This window comes from Leptospira ognonensis (assembly GCF_004770745.1).
In the GTDB taxonomy this organism is placed as follows: domain Bacteria; phylum Spirochaetota; class Leptospiria; order Leptospirales; family Leptospiraceae; genus Leptospira_A; species Leptospira_A ognonensis.
The window spans coordinates 91,644-108,252 of record NZ_RQGD01000005.1 but is presented as its reverse complement, the minus strand read 5'-3'; the positions used below and the strand labels follow the sequence as shown (position 1 = coordinate 108,252).

The following is a 16,609-nucleotide window of genomic DNA, read 5'->3' as shown; positions in this document are numbered from 1 at the left end:
CCTTATAAATTCTTAAACTGACCAGGATCGACTTCAATTCCAGAAAACTTTTCTTTTAAAAATTTCTCATTTTCTAAAGGTACATTTAAGACATTAGACTTTAATTCTGGACTGATTTTCTTTTCAGTAACAGTTTCTGATTTTTGTTTTTCGTTCGGAAGTTGGACGGATTGGTCTTGTATATTATTAATATCTGATTGGATGAGTTTGGTAAGCTCGGAAATTTTCGATAAAAGGCCTGAGACCGAAGGTTTTTCCCTTTCTAATATCACTTTACGAAATTGAATTTCTAAATAGACTTTCACTTCATACGAGCTACGCAATTTCATTTGATTTAATTTTTCATGAATTAAAAAAATATTTTCTGAAAGTAAAATTAAAAGCTCCTTATCTAGCGATCTGTATTCTGTTTTTAATTTTTGTATGTCTTCTTGAGGAATATTAATGGATTCGCGTTCAGATAGATTATCTTGAATCAATAGCAAGGAGTTAAGAAATTCTACAAAATCCCAAATAAACTTTATGAGATCAACACCCTCTTGAAAATAATGTTCTAATGATTCAAATAATTTAGCAGACTTCGTTGTGTCGATGATCGTATTTAAAAATTCGATAAAAGTATCAATGCCGTGATAACCAATCATCTTACGGAGCTTAGCGCCCGTTAAATTTCCATCAGTAAAAACAACTGCCTGCTCCATGAAAGAAAGCGTATCCCTTACAGAACCATCTCCTTTTTTGGCGATCCAAAATAGACCTTCTGAATCAAATTTTAATTCTTCTTTTTTTGCGATTGTTTCAATATATTGTTGGAGTACTGAAGCTGGGACTTTACGGAATGTAAAATCTTGGCAGCGTGAGAGTATGGTCTCGGGTATCTTGTGATATTCTGTCGTCGCTAAAATGAAAACTACGTGTTGAGGTGGTTCCTCAAGAGTTTTCAAGAGAGCGTTAAACGCAGCGCCGCTAAGCATATGTACTTCATCAAGTATATAAACTCGATACTTACCACCCATTGCATTGAATTTCACATTCTCGCGTAACTCTCGGACATTGTCGACGCCACTGTTGGAAGCAGCGTCAATTTCCATGACGTCATTGGAATTACCTTTGGTAATTTCAACGCAGGAGTTACATTCGTTACATGGCTCTACGCCGTCTGGTCTCTCGCAGTTGAGTCTCTTTGCTAGAATACGCGCAATGGTTGTTTTTCCGACCCCGCGTGGACCGATGAATATGTAAGCATGACCTATTTTTTTGGATTTGAAAGCATTCTGTAACGATCCTACCGCGAGATCTTGGTATATGACGTCACGAAAGAATTGAGGACGGTATTTTCGGAATAAAACTTGGTGACTTTCGTTCATTTAGAAACCTTCGGAGAAGCCGGGATTCGAACCCGGGGTGCTTTTGGCACACATGCTTTCCAAGCATGCACAATAGACCACTCTGACACTTCTCCAATGGGTTCTACGAACATCCATAAAAAGAAATGGTCAATAGAATTCTACCTTTTCTCTTTGAAAAACTCTTTAAAATCATTCATAATTTCAGAATTTTCTATATATTCCAACTTCGGAAAATGATTTAAGAGGTAAATGGACTCTGTAGAGTAGGAAGTGATGCCTTCTCCTTTTTTTGCTGGTAGAAAATAGAGCACACGAGGAATTTTCACGCGAAGGATGGAACCCGCACATTGCAAGCACGGTTCTAAAGCAGTTAAAAGAGTAACATCAATGAGATACTTTTCCCGAAGAGTTTTTAATGCTTTATTGATGGCATTGATCTCGCTATGCTCTGTGGCATTTAACGTTGATTCTACGAGATTATTACTTTCAGCGAGTAGATTTCCAGATGGATCATAAATCTGTGTAAAGGAAGGGATTTCGTTTGGATATTGTTGCTTAGCGCTTTTGTATGCGTTTAAGAATCTGCCAACTAAGTCCAAGCGCGCCCAAGAGGATTTGAACCTCTAACCTTCTGATCCGTAGTCAGATACTCTATCCAGTTGAGCTATGGGCGCAAAATTGCTTTCTAATTTGGTTTCCCAATTCGAGAGAATTGGTATTTCAATGGTTTTTTTGAATCGATCAGAGTAAATCAAAAATCCCGCAAGCCCAAGATAAATTACAATGGCAATGAAATGTACCAAGTTAGCTAAAAAATCGCCCAGGAAAGGTAAAATAGAGAGCACTTGCGCCATAAGGATCAGGGCAAAGAATAAACCAGTGTTAATTGCTGAATAGAGACAAATTCTGCGTATTCTAGTTGTTTTAGAAAACCAAGTGAGAATCGGAACCCAAGCAAAGTAAATAGGCAAAGCTGCCAAAACACTATATGTCTCTTCACCTGAAAATCTTTGAAGTTTGTTCTTAAATTTCTCTATTTGGGAGGTGAATTTTGACATACAATTTCGGAGACGCAGGGATTCGAACCCTGGGTACACTTTAACATGTACGACGGTTTAGCAAACCGCTCCTTTCGGCCACTCAGGCACGTCTCCATTAATACTTCGGAGGAGGTAGGATTCGAACCCACGGTGGGATTACCACGACGGTTTTCAAGACCGCTGCTTTAGACCACTCAGCCACTCCTCCAAGAGTACCTATCCGTTATCGGAAATTCAAGTGCAGTGTCAAATGAATATTCAATGAATGGCTCTAGAGAATGGAAAAGCTTAAGATAAAACTGGAAAAATGGGTCAATGGTGGCTATGCGATTGGCCATCATGATGGACATGCTGTGTTTGTAACTGGAGGAATTCCAGGCGAATCCGTAAATATTACTCTCGAAAAACAGGGAAAAAAAGAGTGGTTCGGAACGGTTATAGAAGTATTAGAACCGTCCTCGGAAAGAATCGCTCCTGACTGTGAAGTATACCAAAGCTGTGGCGGTTGTAGCTTTCGACATATAACCTATGCTAAAGAGATAGAAATTAAAAAATCGTTGTTATCGGATATGTTTCCAAATGAGTCAAAGTGGCTAGAGGTGATTTCTGGAGCAGAAAACTTTTATAGAAATAATGTGCAGTGGCAGAATGTAAATAAATCCATAGGCTTCTTCTCTAAACAGACCCATCAGGTTGTAGAAAAGTCCCAGTCTGTTTGTATGAATCTTGATGAGAGGCTTTTGTGGAAAAATCTTGATTCAAAATTGAAAGATAAATGGATCAAACAGAAAACAATTCACCTAAGACTTTCGGAACAAGGCATTGTGAATTATGAAAAGGATGTTTCAAAATTTAATTTAAATGGAACATCATTGCAAATTCCCGAGAAAGGTTTTTTTCAGATCAACCGTTTTTTAATTTCGCCCTGGATTGAAAAAATATCATCTTGGCTAGGCGACCAAGAGAAAGTTTTGGAATTGTTTTGCGGTAGTGGAACGATAGGCATATCCTTAAAACAGAATATATCTTCGCTTTACGGAATCGAGATGCATCAAAAAAGTATCGATTTTGCAAAAGCCAATGCAAAGGCAAACGGAGTAGGTCATTTTACCTATGAAGCTATTGATTTATACCAACGACCAATTCCAAAGTCTGTTGATAAATATCCAACTTGGATCGTAAACCCGCCAAGGGCAGGACTAACACCTGAAATCATCAAGACAATGGTGAAATTCAGACCTAGTAAAATCATCTATTCAAGCTGCAATCCGAGCACTTTAAAAAGAGATATCGTAGAATTGAAAAAGAATAATTACAAAATAACGAAGTTGGTATTATTAGATTTTTTTCCTAGAACACCTCATTATGAGGTGCTCACCTGTTTGGAAAGAACTTAGTTATTGTTTAGGTTTTGTAGAGAACTTGAAAGGAAGATAAGCGGGACAAAAACCAACCGCTGAGGTTCCAATTAGGACGAGTGCTACAACGGCAAGCACGATCGCAACCGTTCCTTGTACAACCCCACCTAGATAAAGACCTCCAACGATAAGCCCTGCGGCCACCCGTGCTATACGATCATATAAACCCATATTTTGAAACATTGAACTTAACCCTCTTTAAACAATTTGACGTTTAGAATTGTGGAGATCCAACCAAAATAAAATATTATGTATCACTTCGTTCGCTCTTTCCCAATGAAGAAAATGTCCTGCATGGTCAAAACCTATTTTTCGTAGCCCACGGGGAAAATCAGATTCCTTCATAATCTGTTCGAACATGTTTCTATGAAAGCAGCCATCATTCAAACCATAAAGAACTTGAGTAGGCGCACCAACCACTGCGTCGATGATGCCTAACAAGCTTTCCCGCCCCGAGTCCGTTAGCAGGTCATTCAAATTTCTATAATAAGCCAATGCGGACGTAAGAACGCCTGGATTTTGAAAAGAGGATTTAATATCTAATAGATGCTCCTTATCGATGCGGAGATCAGGAGACCAGTCTTTCCACAAGTAATCTATCAAGGCAAAGTCATTGGACCGAAGTGTCAACTCCGCCAAGTAAGGAATTTGAAACAAAAGCAGATACCAGGTATTGAGTGATTGTTGAGGCGCCCAAAGTAGTGTTTCCTGATAGTTTTTAAGTAGTGGGACCCCTATGGAAGTAATCGAGGAAATGCGCATGGGATAGTAAATTCCGCAGGCATACGCGATTACAGACCCCCAGTTATGACCTACGAGGTGAACATGGTCCCAGCCTCTATCATCCATCCATCCTAAAATATCTAGAACGAGGTCATTTATATGGAGTTTCGACCAATGCGAGATTGAGCTAGGCTCATAACCACGCATTACGGGTGCTACACAATGGTAACCAGCTCGACTTACAGGTTCCATTATATTAATAAATGTCTTATGATTGTCGGGAAAGCCGTGCAAAAATAAAACTGGCTCGCCGGCACCAACCTCTACGGTCGAGAATACTGTCTGTTTGTTTCGAATTTCTGAATAAAACATTAGTTTACTCCCGTTGCCAGTTTAGGCGTGCGTTTAAAAAAATCGAGAATCACGCTAGAAGCATCCAGATCATTTGTTAGATACCCATATTTTTTCTCATGTTCATAAAAGAATCCGTGCGGCCAAAAGTGACCGCCAGATTCGATTAAATATGCATCTAACATAGAACTGTGATTACAATTACGATATGTATACTTTATAATCTCTTTCGGATACTTCTTTTTAAGGCTTTCAATGTATTGGGTTTCTTCAGATTCACATTTCAATCTATTTTTCCAAACTTCTAGAGTAGAAGTGAAGGATAGACTTTCTCCAGCACTTATTTTTGATGAATTTGCTTGGGGAGAAGACGGAATTAGAATGGTTCCACCTGAGTACGGTATGACATCATCCCTTTTACCAAAGATAAAACCGAAAGAAATTGGTTCTTTCAAATCACAGTTCGTTTCAATAAATTTCGAAGTGGTTGCTGCAACGGAAAATCCAGATGCGAATAAATCTGAGGCTTCGCAAACGGCTCTCTGGGCCATAAAGCCACCGTTCGATAATCCAACAATATGAATTCTCTGTGTATCAATGCGATGGTTTGACTTTAAGTAAGCGACAATATCTCTAAAAAACCTAACATCATTTATATTTAATCGATCTGTTGCGAATCGTAAAATTCCTCTTCCATCATTCCATCTGTTTTCAAATCCGTTTGGAAATACAGCGATGAAACCATCTCTTTCTGCGATTTCCGAAATGCGAGTGAGATAAATCATACCTTCACTGGTTCCACCTCCTCCATGTAATACGAAGACTAATGGTTTTGGAGATTCGTTTTTTGATTTTGGAATATAAACATGAAAAGTCCGCTCATAAGTATCTGTTATGATTTTTTCAAACTTATGTTCGGAGACTGGTACAAATTTTGGTAAGGATTTACAGAAAGAGAGGAGGCTCAAAAGCATAATGATTTTGAGGCTTCTCACAAAAAAAGAGCTTTCCATTCTTTTAATTTTGTTTCTGACTCTGATTCGCCTTCTGCGGGATAAAGACTGTGAAATTCTTTATCTGAAGTTTCGATGTAGGGACCGGACTTCCCTTCAAAGCAGACAGCTACGTCACTTAAGCAGACTAAGTTATGCCAGACTCCTGGCTGAATATCGATACCTACTACAGGACCTTTTGAGGAAAGCAGGTGTTTCTCTCGAACAGATCCATCATCATTAAAAATTAAAAATCCTACTTCGCCTTGTAGAATGACAAAGGTTTCGGGTTTTGGATCGGATTTATGACGGTGAACGGAAACATAAGTAGAAGTTGTTAAGACGTTTAGAAAACGCTGGTAGACTTCCGTTAGCTGGTGGAAATTAAAATTTTTACGTTTGCGTGGAGAGGATTTAGCTTCCGAGATGACTTTCTCAAATAGCTTATGATCGATAAGTTGAATTTCCTGCAAGTGTTAGTCCCTCAAGTTCATTTTGAACGAAGTGGAACATATCCGTAACACATGCGGTGCATGTATCAGCAGCCCCCAAATCCTTCGCAACTTCTAGTAAAGGGCGATTCGTTTCTTTGACAATCTTTAAGATGTCTTCAAAGTAAACTTCGGCACAATGACATTTGTTCATACTGGTTCTGAGAATCAGTCTCTGCCAAAGTTCTAAATCATGCAAGTTATTTTTGAGATAAAATTTTAAGATAAAAGATTCGAAGGTCGCGAATCTGTTCCTTCCAATGAAAGGATTTTGCATTAGATAGGCCTGCCGATTTGAGACGAGCCATTTCTTTCTGGTCAGAAAGCAATCCGATCATTTTTTTTTGGAAATCAGCGTCATTTTTGGCATCGAAGAGCAAAGCTGATTCCTTCAGTATTTCCGGGAGGACCGTGGCATCGGAGGATAGAACAGGTGTTCCCGAGGCCTGGGCTTCGAGCACGGGAAAACCAAAGCCTTCAAACAAGGAAGGAAAGAGGAATAACTTTGCAGACTGGTAGACATATGGGAGTGCCTCGTAAGGTAGATGCTGCAAAAGCACAATCAGTTCAGGGAATTGATCCTTAAAATTTTGAATTTCTCTAGGGATTTCCTTCCCAAGACCACCAATCACGAGAGGAAGTTTTAGAGAATTTTCCTTCCATAAAAAGGTGAGGTTTTTGATTAAAAATTCGAAGTTCTTATGCTTCTTTCCGATTCCAATTGTGAGTAAAAATTCCTTCGGTAATAAATGTTTAGATCGAAAATCATCTAAGTTTTCATTTCCATTGGCTGAAAAAACGTTGGGATCAATTCCATTGTAAATAACAGAAATCTCTTCTGATCCATGATAAAAAAATTTCGTGAAATCATTTTTTGTAAAATTTGAAACACAAATTACTCTGTAAGCAAACCTTGCTATCATTCTTAAGATGAGATTCAGATAAACTCTTTTAACAAATGAACGATGCGCTTGTTTGAAATGATAAGGTATGAGGTCGTGAATGGTGACGATGCACTTAGAAAGGTTTAAGATAGGTATATTGAAATGAGGAATATCAAGAAAATCCATTTCTCTCATTTTTGGATGGCCCATCAGTTCTTTAAGGGAATAGATACCTGCTCGGTATTCTATAATTTGTGCATGAGAAGGTAGGTGATGTTTCCTGAGTAAGGCAGGGTCGCCAAACACAAAAAGCTCGGCTTCCGTTTCCGAAAGCGGCCAAAATTTTAAAATATGTTGGATGCGAACGCCAATGCCAGAATGTTCAATCATCCGTGCATCGTAGCCGATTTTTCTTCTCATTGTATTTTCCATGGTTGATAATAATCTCGATAAAAACGAGAACTATCTAACTCTTTATTCTGGGGAATGAGTCAAATTAACTATGGAAGATCTAGTAGAAGAAATACTAAGACAAGTTGGCGAGGATCCTTCTAGGGAAGGACTTGTTAAGACGCCTAATCGCGTTAAGAAGGCGTATGAATTCTTAACCAGTGGTTATATAGCCGATATCGGCCAAATCGTAAACGGTGCCATTTTCGAAGAAAAGACAACAGGAATGGTTTTGGTACGCGACATTGAGCTCTATTCCCTCTGCGAACACCATTTGCTCCCATTTTTTGGTCGTGCCCATGTAGCCTATATCCCCAATAAGAAGATCATCGGTATTAGTAAAATTCCACGGATCGTAGATGTCTTTGCCAGGAGGTTGCAAGTCCAAGAAAGACTAACGGATCAGATTGCTCAGGCGATCCAGGAAACCTTAGATCCTCTCGGAGTTGGCGTCGTCATCAAAGCAAAACATTTGTGCATGATGATGCGTGGAGTCGAAAAACAGAATTCGGAATTGTTCACTTCTAGTTTGATCGGTTTGTTTAAATCCGATGCCACCACCAGAAGCGAGTTCTTAGATTTAATCCGAACAGGATCACATTAAAACAACAGAGACTAAAAAATCTTTTGGAATCAGGCTAGACAATCTTTTCGCATTTTGCCAAAATTTTCCCATAGAGGAATGAGATGGCAAAAGAGAGAATCGTCCCACCAAGCAAAGAGTTCGCAAAATTAGCGAATATTGATTTTAAAACATATAAGGCTCGTTATAAACTTTCGATTGAAAAACCTGAAAAATTTTGGGCTGAAGAAGCCAATCGATTAACTTGGATCAAGAAGTGGAAAAAAGTATTATCGCATGACTTTGCTAAGGCTAAAGTAAAATGGTTTGAAGGTGGGAAAATCAATGTTTCTCAAAACTGCCTAGACAGACATTTAGATTCTCCGCATAAAAACAAAGCTGCCATCATTTGGGAAGGAGATAACCCAGAAGAAAGTAGAGTTCTCACATATCATGATTTATACCGAGAGGTGAATAAATTTGCCAATGTATTAAAAAATTTGCAAGTTAAGAAAGGAGATCGGGTATTGATTTATTTGCCGATGATTCCAGAGCTTGCTATCGCCTCTCTCGCATGTACGCGGATTGGCGCTGTGCACTCAGTAGTGTTTGGTGGGTTTTCTCCAGAAGCGCTCCATGGAAGAATAGAAGATTGTAAACCAACGCTTGTAATTACTGCCGATGGCGGATATCGTGGAGGGAAACAAATTCAGCTCAAAAGCAATGTCGATAAAGCCTTAGAAGTTTCGAAAGTGAAAATAGAGAATGTCATCGTCGTCAAAAGAACTGGAGATGAAGGTACTCTCTTGTGGAAAGAGGGACGAGATCACTGGTATCATTTCCTGATGAAAGATCCATCCTTAAAGCCAGTGTGTCCTCCTACGCCGATGGATGCAGAAGACCCACTCTTTATTTTATATACCTCTGGTTCTACTGGAAAACCGAAGGGTGTCCTTCATACAACGGCTGGCTATTTGTTAGGTGCCAATCTTACGTTTCAGTCCATTTTTGATTATAAAGAGACGGATACATTTTGGTGTACAGCCGACATTGGATGGATCACTGGTCACAGTTACATTTTGTATGGCCCTCTGTCAAATGGAGCCACTTCACTTATGTTTGAGGGAGTTCCAAGCTATCCAGACCATGGTAGGTTTTGGGATGTCATTGATAAATACGGAGTTACAGTATTCTATACAGCTCCCACCGCCATTCGTGCACTGATGCGAGAAAGTTTAGATCATATCGATAAACGTTCTTTGAAAACATTGCGCTTACTCGGATCCGTTGGTGAACCTATCAATCCAGAGGCATGGGAATGGTATTATAAATACATCGGTAAATCGAATTGCCCGATCGTAGATACGTGGTGGCAAACGGAAACAGGCTCGATTATGATTTCGGGCGTTCCAGGTGCTTTCCCACAAAAACCTGGCTCCGCTAGTTTTCCTTTTTACGGCGTAAAACCAGTGCTTGTGGACAATGAAGGCATTGAAATTAAAGAGAAAGGTGAAATATCAGGTAACCTTTGCATAGCTTCACCTTGGCCTTCCATGATGCGTGGAGTTTACGGAGACCCAAAAAGATTTTTCGATACATACTTTTCACAATTTAAAGGTTATTATTTTACCGGTGACGGCGCGACTCGTGACAAGGATGGATATTTTAAAATAACGGGACGAGTGGATGATGTTTTAAATGTTTCTGGTCATAGAATAGGTTCTGCGGAAGTAGAGAGTGCTCTCGTTGAACATAAATCAATTGCAGAGGCTGCCGTTGTAGGTTTTCCCCATGACATTAAAGGCCAGGGCATTTATGCATACGTAACTGTAAAGCAAGGTGTTTCTACCAATGACTCCTTGAAAAAAGAGCTTATTGCGAGTGTTGAAAAAATGATAGGTAAGATTGCTAGACCCGATGTCATCCATTGGGCTCCAGGATTGCCAAAAACGAGATCGGGAAAAATCATGCGAAGGATTCTAAGAAAAATAGCATGCAATGAATTTGATACTTTAGGAGATATTTCTACGTTAGCTGATCCAGGTGTCGTGCAAACATTGATAGACGATAAGAAAAAGTATCATAGCAATTAGAATTCCAGCTTCTCTCTCGCGAAAGGTCCAATGACAAATAAGAATTCTGTTTCGGAATTTTCTTGGTCCCTTTCGTCGAGCAGCTTTCTGTAAATGTTTGCTTGGTTTGCATTCTTATTTTTGAACCAAAAGATTCCAAACATCAGATATTCACGATTCTTTCTAAATGTTTGTAAATGGTTGATTACCTGAACATCCGTTAATTGGTTCCTGTTCTGTATATCTAAAACTAGGGAGTCAATGGCAAGGGTATCAACTTCCCTGTCAAGATTGGCATAACTTTGACGTAACAAAAATAGGAATTCGCCCCAATCACTTTTTGAATTAAATTTTAAGGCATTATAAAAGGCTCGCCTAAACATGGATAAGGATTCTAAGTACCTGCCATTTTCTTGCAGGTATACTCCAAATCTCACATAATAGCGTGTCTCATCTTTGAAAGTAACGCAGGCCATTATATAAGCATCCTCGATTAGGCTAGAATTTTTCCCTCTTCTTGCCAAGATGAGTGTCTCATACAATCCTTCCACTCTCGGAAAATAGGGAAGATAACGTAAGGTGAGTTCCTCCGCTTCTTTCCACTTTCGTAGGCGGATATTTCTACCGAGAGATGTTTGTAAGGATTCTTCTTCTGAAGAAAAAGATTTATCAGATTCTAATATTTGTATGTATTTTTGGTAATTGTTTTCATTTCCGATGCGACGTGAAAGGATCGCCGATTTTAGAATTCGATTCTTGTCTGTTGGAATAATCTTTAAGTATCGTTCATTAAATTCGAGAGCAATATCTGGTTTTCGTTCCGATTCGTAAAAATCAGCGATCCTAAGAACTAAGGAAAATTGGCCTGGATTGAGCTCGACGGACTTTTCGAAGGCCGACATGGCCTCAAAATGATTTCCAAGTTTCCAAAAAGCTTCGCCAGTGAGGTTATAAAAGCGGTAATCTGGCTCGGGTTGAATTTCACGAGCCTTAGCCAGAAAGGAAAACGCTTGGTTTGGTGTTTCAGTGATGATCTTCTCTTCCGCTATTTTGAGAAGGTGGTCATAAGTAAACATTACCTTTACTGGATTTGTAGATTCTGCATAAATTCCCATGTAAAAGAGAAATAGACTTGTTAAGAGAAGGCCTGAGTGCCATTTTCTCCTTGACCGTGATACCATATATGGTTTCTCATCGGTCATCTTCTAAAATTTCTTAGAAAATCAAAAATTTACATTCTAAAAGAGGATCTTCATGAATGCAGAGCTGATCATAATCGTCATGGCGTTACTATCAATTGTCACGGCGATATTCTACGCTAGCCGAGTCGTTCGAATCAAAGTTGGTGCAGAAGGCGGCAACGTTGAGCAAAACAAACGCCTCATTGAGATCGCGGCTGCGATTTCTGAAGGCGCGATGGCGTTTTTATTACGCGAATACAGAGTCATTTTACTTTTTATCAGTTTTATGACCGTACTGATCTTTCTTCTCTTAGATAACCCGAAAACAGTGTTCAATGAGGGAGCTTATACAGCGATAGCTTTCGTCAGTGGAGCATTAATTTCCTGCCTTTCCGGATTCGTGGGAATGAAGATAGCGACGGCAGGGAATGTGAGAACCGCCCAGGCTGCAAAAACGTCCCTCTCCGCTGCTTTCCGAGTGGCTTACGATTCTGGGGCGGTCATGGGTTTTGGTCTCATTGGACTGGCTGTATTAGGTCTCATTGGGCTTTTTATGGCATTTACTGGTCTTAATAAAGATATACCGGTTCATATCCTTATGGAATCCCTTGCTGGTTTTGGTCTTGGTGGCTCATCCGTTGCTCTTTTCGGAAGAGTGGGTGGCGGGATCTATACAAAGGCGGCCGATGTGGGTGCCGATCTTGTCGGTAAAGTAGAGAAAGGTATACCGGAGGATGATCCTCGTAACCCAGCGACGATTGCTGATAATGTTGGTGATAACGTTGGTGACATTGCAGGTATGGGAGCCGATCTATTTGGCTCGGCTGCAGAAGCCACATGTGCTGCACTTGTGATTGGAGCGACTGCATCTGCGTTAGCTGAGGGAGATAATTATGCCGCACTACTTTATCCTCTGCTCATTTCTGCCATAGGCATTCCCGCTTCTCTCATAACTTCCTTTTTTGCGCGTGTCAAAGAGAACGGAAACGTGGAAAGAGCGCTCAAATTTCAACTTTGGATCTCCACATTTTTGGTCGCGATAGGATTGTATTTTGTAACAGATATCTTCATGATCGACTCTTTTCAGATTGGAGAACAAACCATTACGAAATGGAACGTTTTTACTTCCGTGTTACTCGGATTATTCGCAGGTATGTTTATCGGTTGGATCACAGAGATTTTCACTTCTCATTCCTATAAGCCAGTCAGAGAAGTAGCAGACGCATGTGAAACAGGTGCCGCAACAAACATCATTTACGGATTGGCACTCGGATACAAATCATCGGTAGTTCCCGTTGTCCTTCTTGTGATCGTCATTGTCGTTTCAAATTTGATCGCCGGAATGTATGGTATCGCTGTTGCAGCGATTGGTATGATCTCGACCATCGCCATTGGTCTCACGATTGATGCCTACGGTCCAGTATCAGATAACGCTGGTGGAATCGCGGAAATGGCTGAGTTAGGTAAAGAAGTTCGCGATAGGACTGATAACCTAGATGCAGCGGGCAATACGACTGCAGCTGTTGGAAAAGGATTTGCTATCGGATCTGCAGCTCTTACTTCCCTTGCACTATTTGCTGCATTTATTACGCGTGCACAAGCAACATCGAAGGCGATGGGAGAGGGAGCAATTGATTTAACATCCATTGAACTGCTAGATCCTTGGGTATTTGGTGGTCTCCTCTTTGGAGCAATGCTTCCTTTTATATTTTCTGCGATGACCATGAAATCCGTAGGGAAAGCTGCGCTTGATATGGTGAAGGAAGTTAGGCGTCAATTCAAAGAGATTCCTGGACTTATGGAAGGCACCGCCAAACCCGAATATGCAAAATGTGTAGATATTTCTACATCAGCTGCACTTCGTGAAATGATTCCTCCAGGTTTGTTAGTCCTACTTAGTCCGATCGTTGTAGGTTATTTTTTCGGAGTTAAGTCACTTGCAGGTATGTTAGCTGGTGCCCTTGTTTCAGGTGTAGTTATGGCGATTTCTATGGCCAATTCAGGTGGTGCATGGGATAATGCTAAAAAATATATCGAGAAAACGGCTGGTGGAAAAGGCTCAGACAAGCATAAGGCAGCGGTTGTCGGAGATACTGTAGGTGATCCATTTAAAGATACATCAGGACCATCGATCAATATCCTTATCAAATTGATGGCGATTACATCGCTTGTATTTGCAGAGTTTTTCGTATTGAAAGGTGGTATCTTGTTACCGTTTTTTAAATAAGATCTCTCCTTTTTGATCTAGAGAAAGCCGGGCTTCTTTGCTCGGCTTTTTTTTGTTCATTGGGTTGTAAATGTTAAAGGAAAATCTGTACCGAGTGTCTCAGCGCTAGTAGACTTGATTGCGGCTTTGATAGTGATTGTATAGGAACTTGAAGCATTGAATGCGGAACTAGGGCGGATCGTTAAAATTTTAGCTGAAGTGGAAGCAGTTAGGCTCGAGATGCTATTTGTTGCAGGCTGTGTTAGAGAAATATTCCCGCTAATAGACGTTGAATCAATATCTTTATTAAAGGTAATAATCACTGAAGATGAAGTGCTAACATCCGTTTGATTAGCGGTAGGTACAGTCGAAGAAACTTGAAATGCAGCAGTCTCAATGAGAACAGGAAGGGCGAGAATTCCCAAAATAAAAGGCTCAGGTTTGGGAGTACAATTTGCTAGGTATAGACAATTGGCAAAAAACAACAGAGACTGGATTGGCCTGGTCAGTTTGAAAATCATATATGTTTCTATTAGTATTTACGACTAGTTTCCTTTTACAACCGTGCAAAGTTTTGCATAGATGCCCAAAATACTCAATGATCTTTGGTCTATGGATTTGATTTTATTGACATACGCGCTTTTTTGACTTTTTTGTGTGCTTGCATCGCCCCAAGCGATTAGACCCAATACGGAATGAGAACATGACTCTCCCTGTTTCCGTCCTTGTTCTCCGTCGGAGTAAATCGATATCGTATGATCTGCATATAGAAGCGACTGCGGACCAACTCCCGTTGAGGCACACGCGAATGCATTCCAGAGGCAGAATACGATCAGATACGCTAATGCAGGCTTCATTTTCCGTACACTGTAGTGCAATATTCTTGAAAGAAAAAATATTGGGTTTTGATAGAATGATCAATGGAATAGATTTCTTTGAGATGGAATTTACTTTGAATCATTTCTGTTGAAGCATCTCCAAAAGAGAATAAACCGAAATAACTTTCAATGCAACTTTCGCCTTGTCTAAATTGTTCCTTTGCCGAAACCAATTTTCCATAAATACCGACATTGCCTTGATTTTTAAAAATGGTTAAACTTGGATTTCCATGTTGAATCGAAATACAACCTGGATAAAAAATTAAAAGTAGCAAAAGGCAAAAAATGGAAGAGGGTTTCTTTAGCATTTAAAACTTGCTCGCAGAAGATTCAATTCTTTTGGAGTTCGAATGATCCAGATCAAAAAGATAAAAATACGAGAATCTGATCCCTCTATCGATGGCATTCTCTTCGCGTTTTAATAAACCGATTTGAAGTGAAAGAGAAAAAGTACCAAAATTTTCAGTAGCAAAGGATACGCCTGGATAGAAATTGAAAAATCTAGTTTTTGTATCCACATAACGATCGTATGGCTCTCTGTATTCGAACTCCATGAAAGTGCGAAGAGATTGATTAACGGCAAAAGATGGAGCCATACCAAATTGATAGTAGCGTCGGAACTCTTCTAGACTCCCCTCTTTAAAAGATTTATTTGTTTCTGTTTGGAATCGAAACTCGGAAAGTATTTCAAATCGGCCATACCGAAATCCAATTCCAAAATTTGGCCTGACTAAATAGAAATCTGGATTCTCACGCTCTGTCGGTGTTGCCCCTTTCTTCTTATCATATAACCGAATTCCTGCTCCGAGTAACAAACTAGAGGTGCCAAAATCTATAATCCTTCCGTACTTTACTCCTAGATTGAATCGATCATAGGTGTTCGAAGTCTCGGTATCTGTGAGGATATAATTATTTCTACCTAAGGAGCTCGAAATAGAGAAATGATTCCAAAAGTTGTATTCGCCTTCGATGCTAATATTTCGATTTTGTTCATAAATAACGTTTGTTCGTTTATCGAAGTAGGACCCGTCGACCCTTATTTTATTATAGATTGAAACAGGTTCAATTTGCAAAGGATGTGAAAAATTTGGACTTTTTTGTGCGTACAAGAAATGGGGAAAAATGAAAAGAAAAGAGATTCGTAAAACAAATTTCATGGTTTCATTCCCGTAATCGGAGCAATTGAAGTACTCAAACGATTTCCTAACAATTGGAAACCTAGATTATTCGGATGGATACAATCCAGCATCAAATCAGATCTTGAAACGGAAGGACCTCCAAGTGTACTACGAAGATCAACATAATACAATGATGGTTCCTCATAAGTTATATTTCTAAGTAATTCGTTGAAGGAGTTCAAAAGGGAAGATGAAAAATCAATGATGGATGATCTCGTAAAACCTGCTGCCAAAAAACGTGCGTTACAACCTTCCTCTGAGATATCTGCAATTGGAGGCATATCTGGATTTGAGTAATCGTAACCATGAATGATCCATTTGATTGGCTCACCACCAAATTTATTAGTCTTATATAAATTGCCTGTTTGGATCATCCTTTTTAAATCTGACTTTATAAGTTGCAAACGAGCTGCACGAGCAGACTCAGGATTGAGAATATAATCTCGGAGGTTCGCCTGTAAATCATTTCCGCCAAGGGAGAGTAAGATCACGCGTACATTTGCTCCTGCCTCATCAATCACCTGGTAATGTAAACCTAAGGATAAAGCAGAAGAGAGAGTTTGGCCTCCAAGGGTTGCTCCCGTAATTTGATAGCCATGATTTTTCTCTAATTGGATTCGCAATGTTTCAATGAGTGGATACCCAACCAAAATATCGGTCCAACTATCACCAATCATTCCTATTTGTGTTGGTGATGTTTGATTGCAAAGTGCTAACGTATAACAGGTTAAATTAAATAAGATATCATCCGTATATTGTTTTTTTGTATCACAATTATAGGTAAAACCAGCTACAGATAAGCATAATATGCTGATCATTTTTTTAATCATGAGG

18 protein-coding genes and 4 tRNA genes are annotated in these 16,609 nt (G+C 39.6%); 4 read left to right on the top strand and 18 right to left on the bottom strand.

The genetic code is table 11. The features are described from left to right. Positions 1 to 2 precede the first annotated feature (2 nt). From dnaX to EHQ58_RS01460, 6 genes are all read right to left on the bottom strand, one after another. A complete protein-coding gene (dnaX, locus tag EHQ58_RS01485; protein ID WP_135621563.1) occupies positions 3 to 1,367 on the bottom strand; it encodes a DNA polymerase III subunit gamma/tau in 1,365 nt (454 codons plus the stop codon). An 11-nt stretch (positions 1,368 to 1,378) separates the two neighbouring features. Then, positions 1,379 to 1,462, bottom strand: a tRNA-Ser gene (locus EHQ58_RS01480). A gap of 45 nt (positions 1,463 to 1,507) precedes the next feature. Beyond that, positions 1,508 to 1,948 (bottom strand): nucleoside deaminase, encoded by a 441-nt coding sequence (locus EHQ58_RS01475; RefSeq protein WP_135621562.1) that lies wholly within the window; start codon positions 1,946 to 1,948, stop codon positions 1,508 to 1,510. A gap of 1 nt (position 1,949) precedes the next feature. After that, positions 1,950 to 2,023 (bottom strand) — tRNA-Arg (locus tag EHQ58_RS01470). A gap of 391 nt (positions 2,024 to 2,414) precedes the next feature. Further along, positions 2,415 to 2,503: transfer RNA gene (locus EHQ58_RS01465), tRNA-Ser, on the bottom strand. Positions 2,504 to 2,513: 10 nt separating this feature from the next. Further along, positions 2,514 to 2,597 (bottom strand) — tRNA-Ser (locus EHQ58_RS01460). A 70-nt stretch (positions 2,598 to 2,667) separates the two neighbouring features. Between EHQ58_RS01460 and EHQ58_RS01455 the strand changes: the two genes are divergently transcribed. Beyond that, positions 2,668 to 3,786 carry a class I SAM-dependent RNA methyltransferase gene (locus EHQ58_RS01455; RefSeq protein WP_135621561.1) on the top strand — a complete coding sequence of 373 codons (1,119 nt, stop codon included), beginning with the start codon at positions 2,668 to 2,670 and terminating at the stop codon, positions 3,784 to 3,786. Here the strand turns inward: EHQ58_RS01455 and EHQ58_RS01450 are convergent, their stop codons facing one another. From EHQ58_RS01450 to EHQ58_RS01425, 6 genes are read right to left on the bottom strand one after another with little or no spacing between them, the layout of a single operon-like run. Further along, positions 3,787 to 3,990 carry a YgaP family membrane protein gene (locus tag EHQ58_RS01450; RefSeq protein ID WP_135621560.1) on the bottom strand — a complete coding sequence of 68 codons (204 nt, stop codon included), beginning with the start codon at positions 3,988 to 3,990 and terminating at the stop codon, positions 3,787 to 3,789. A 15-nt stretch (positions 3,991 to 4,005) separates the two neighbouring features. Next, the gene (locus tag EHQ58_RS01445) at positions 4,006 to 4,902 is read right to left on the bottom strand and encodes an alpha/beta fold hydrolase (protein ID WP_135621559.1); all 897 of its coding nucleotides are present in this window, start codon (positions 4,900 to 4,902) and stop codon (positions 4,006 to 4,008) included. Further along, entirely contained in the window at positions 4,902 to 5,876 is a 975-nt protein-coding gene (locus EHQ58_RS01440; protein WP_246047023.1) for a CE1 family esterase, read from the bottom strand. Before EHQ58_RS01440 ends, EHQ58_RS01445 begins: the two co-directional genes overlap by 1 nt. Continuing rightward, a complete protein-coding gene (locus tag EHQ58_RS01435; RefSeq protein WP_135621558.1) occupies positions 5,873 to 6,346 on the bottom strand; it encodes a WbuC family cupin fold metalloprotein in 474 nt (157 codons plus the stop codon). The genes EHQ58_RS01440 and EHQ58_RS01435 overlap by 4 nt, the downstream gene beginning before the upstream one ends. Beyond that, positions 6,318 to 6,518, bottom strand: coding sequence for a (2Fe-2S)-binding protein (locus EHQ58_RS01430; RefSeq protein WP_135621557.1), 201 nt, complete (start codon positions 6,516 to 6,518; stop codon positions 6,318 to 6,320). The genes EHQ58_RS01435 and EHQ58_RS01430 overlap by 29 nt, the downstream gene beginning before the upstream one ends. Positions 6,519 to 6,564: 46 nt before the next feature. Beyond that, entirely contained in the window at positions 6,565 to 7,668 is a 1,104-nt protein-coding gene (locus EHQ58_RS01425; protein ID WP_246047021.1) for a glycosyltransferase family 4 protein, read from the bottom strand. Between the two features lie 82 nt (positions 7,669 to 7,750). On the opposite strand from EHQ58_RS01425, the gene folE reads away from it, so the two are divergent. Both folE and acs read left to right on the top strand, forming a co-directional pair. Further along, entirely contained in the window at positions 7,751 to 8,302 is a 552-nt protein-coding gene (gene folE, locus EHQ58_RS01420) for a GTP cyclohydrolase I FolE (RefSeq protein ID WP_135621556.1), read from the top strand. An 83-nt stretch (positions 8,303 to 8,385) separates the two neighbouring features. Beyond that, complete coding sequence (gene acs, locus EHQ58_RS01415) at positions 8,386 to 10,353, top strand: acetate--CoA ligase (RefSeq protein ID WP_135621555.1); 1,968 nt, start codon at positions 8,386 to 8,388, stop codon at positions 10,351 to 10,353. Here the strand turns inward: acs and EHQ58_RS01410 are convergent. Beyond that, positions 10,350 to 11,513, bottom strand: coding sequence for a tetratricopeptide repeat protein (locus tag EHQ58_RS01410; protein ID WP_135621554.1), 1,164 nt, complete (start codon positions 11,511 to 11,513; stop codon positions 10,350 to 10,352). The genes acs and EHQ58_RS01410 overlap by 4 nt on opposite strands. A gap of 73 nt (positions 11,514 to 11,586) precedes the next feature. Between EHQ58_RS01410 and EHQ58_RS01405 the strand changes: the two genes are divergently transcribed. After that, positions 11,587 to 13,740: a sodium-translocating pyrophosphatase gene (locus EHQ58_RS01405; protein WP_135621553.1), complete on the top strand. Its 2,154-nt coding sequence runs from the start codon at positions 11,587 to 11,589 to the stop codon at positions 13,738 to 13,740. A 56-nt stretch (positions 13,741 to 13,796) separates the two neighbouring features. Here EHQ58_RS01405 and EHQ58_RS01400 read toward each other — a convergent pair whose 3' ends face one another. Genes EHQ58_RS01400 through EHQ58_RS01380 form a run of 5 tightly spaced genes read right to left on the bottom strand, consistent with a single transcriptional unit; the run spans position 13,797 to position 16,605 of the window. Continuing rightward, positions 13,797 to 14,240, bottom strand: coding sequence for an Ig-like domain-containing domain (locus EHQ58_RS01400; protein ID WP_135621552.1), 444 nt, complete (start codon positions 14,238 to 14,240; stop codon positions 13,797 to 13,799). Positions 14,241 to 14,264: 24 nt separating this feature from the next. Further along, positions 14,265 to 14,576, bottom strand: a complete 312-nt coding sequence (locus EHQ58_RS01395; protein ID WP_135621551.1) for a TRL-like family protein — start codon at positions 14,574 to 14,576, stop codon at positions 14,265 to 14,267. Continuing rightward, positions 14,573 to 14,905 carry a TRL domain-containing protein gene (locus tag EHQ58_RS01390; RefSeq protein ID WP_135621550.1) on the bottom strand — a complete coding sequence of 111 codons (333 nt, stop codon included), beginning with the start codon at positions 14,903 to 14,905 and terminating at the stop codon, positions 14,573 to 14,575. Before EHQ58_RS01390 ends, EHQ58_RS01395 begins: the two co-directional genes overlap by 4 nt. Next, a complete protein-coding gene (locus tag EHQ58_RS01385; protein WP_135621549.1) occupies positions 14,906 to 15,754 on the bottom strand; it encodes a hypothetical protein in 849 nt (282 codons plus the stop codon). After that, entirely contained in the window at positions 15,751 to 16,605 is an 855-nt protein-coding gene (locus EHQ58_RS01380; protein ID WP_246047020.1) for an SGNH/GDSL hydrolase family protein, read from the bottom strand. The genes EHQ58_RS01385 and EHQ58_RS01380 overlap by 4 nt, the downstream gene beginning before the upstream one ends. Positions 16,606 to 16,609: the final 4 nt, after the last annotated feature.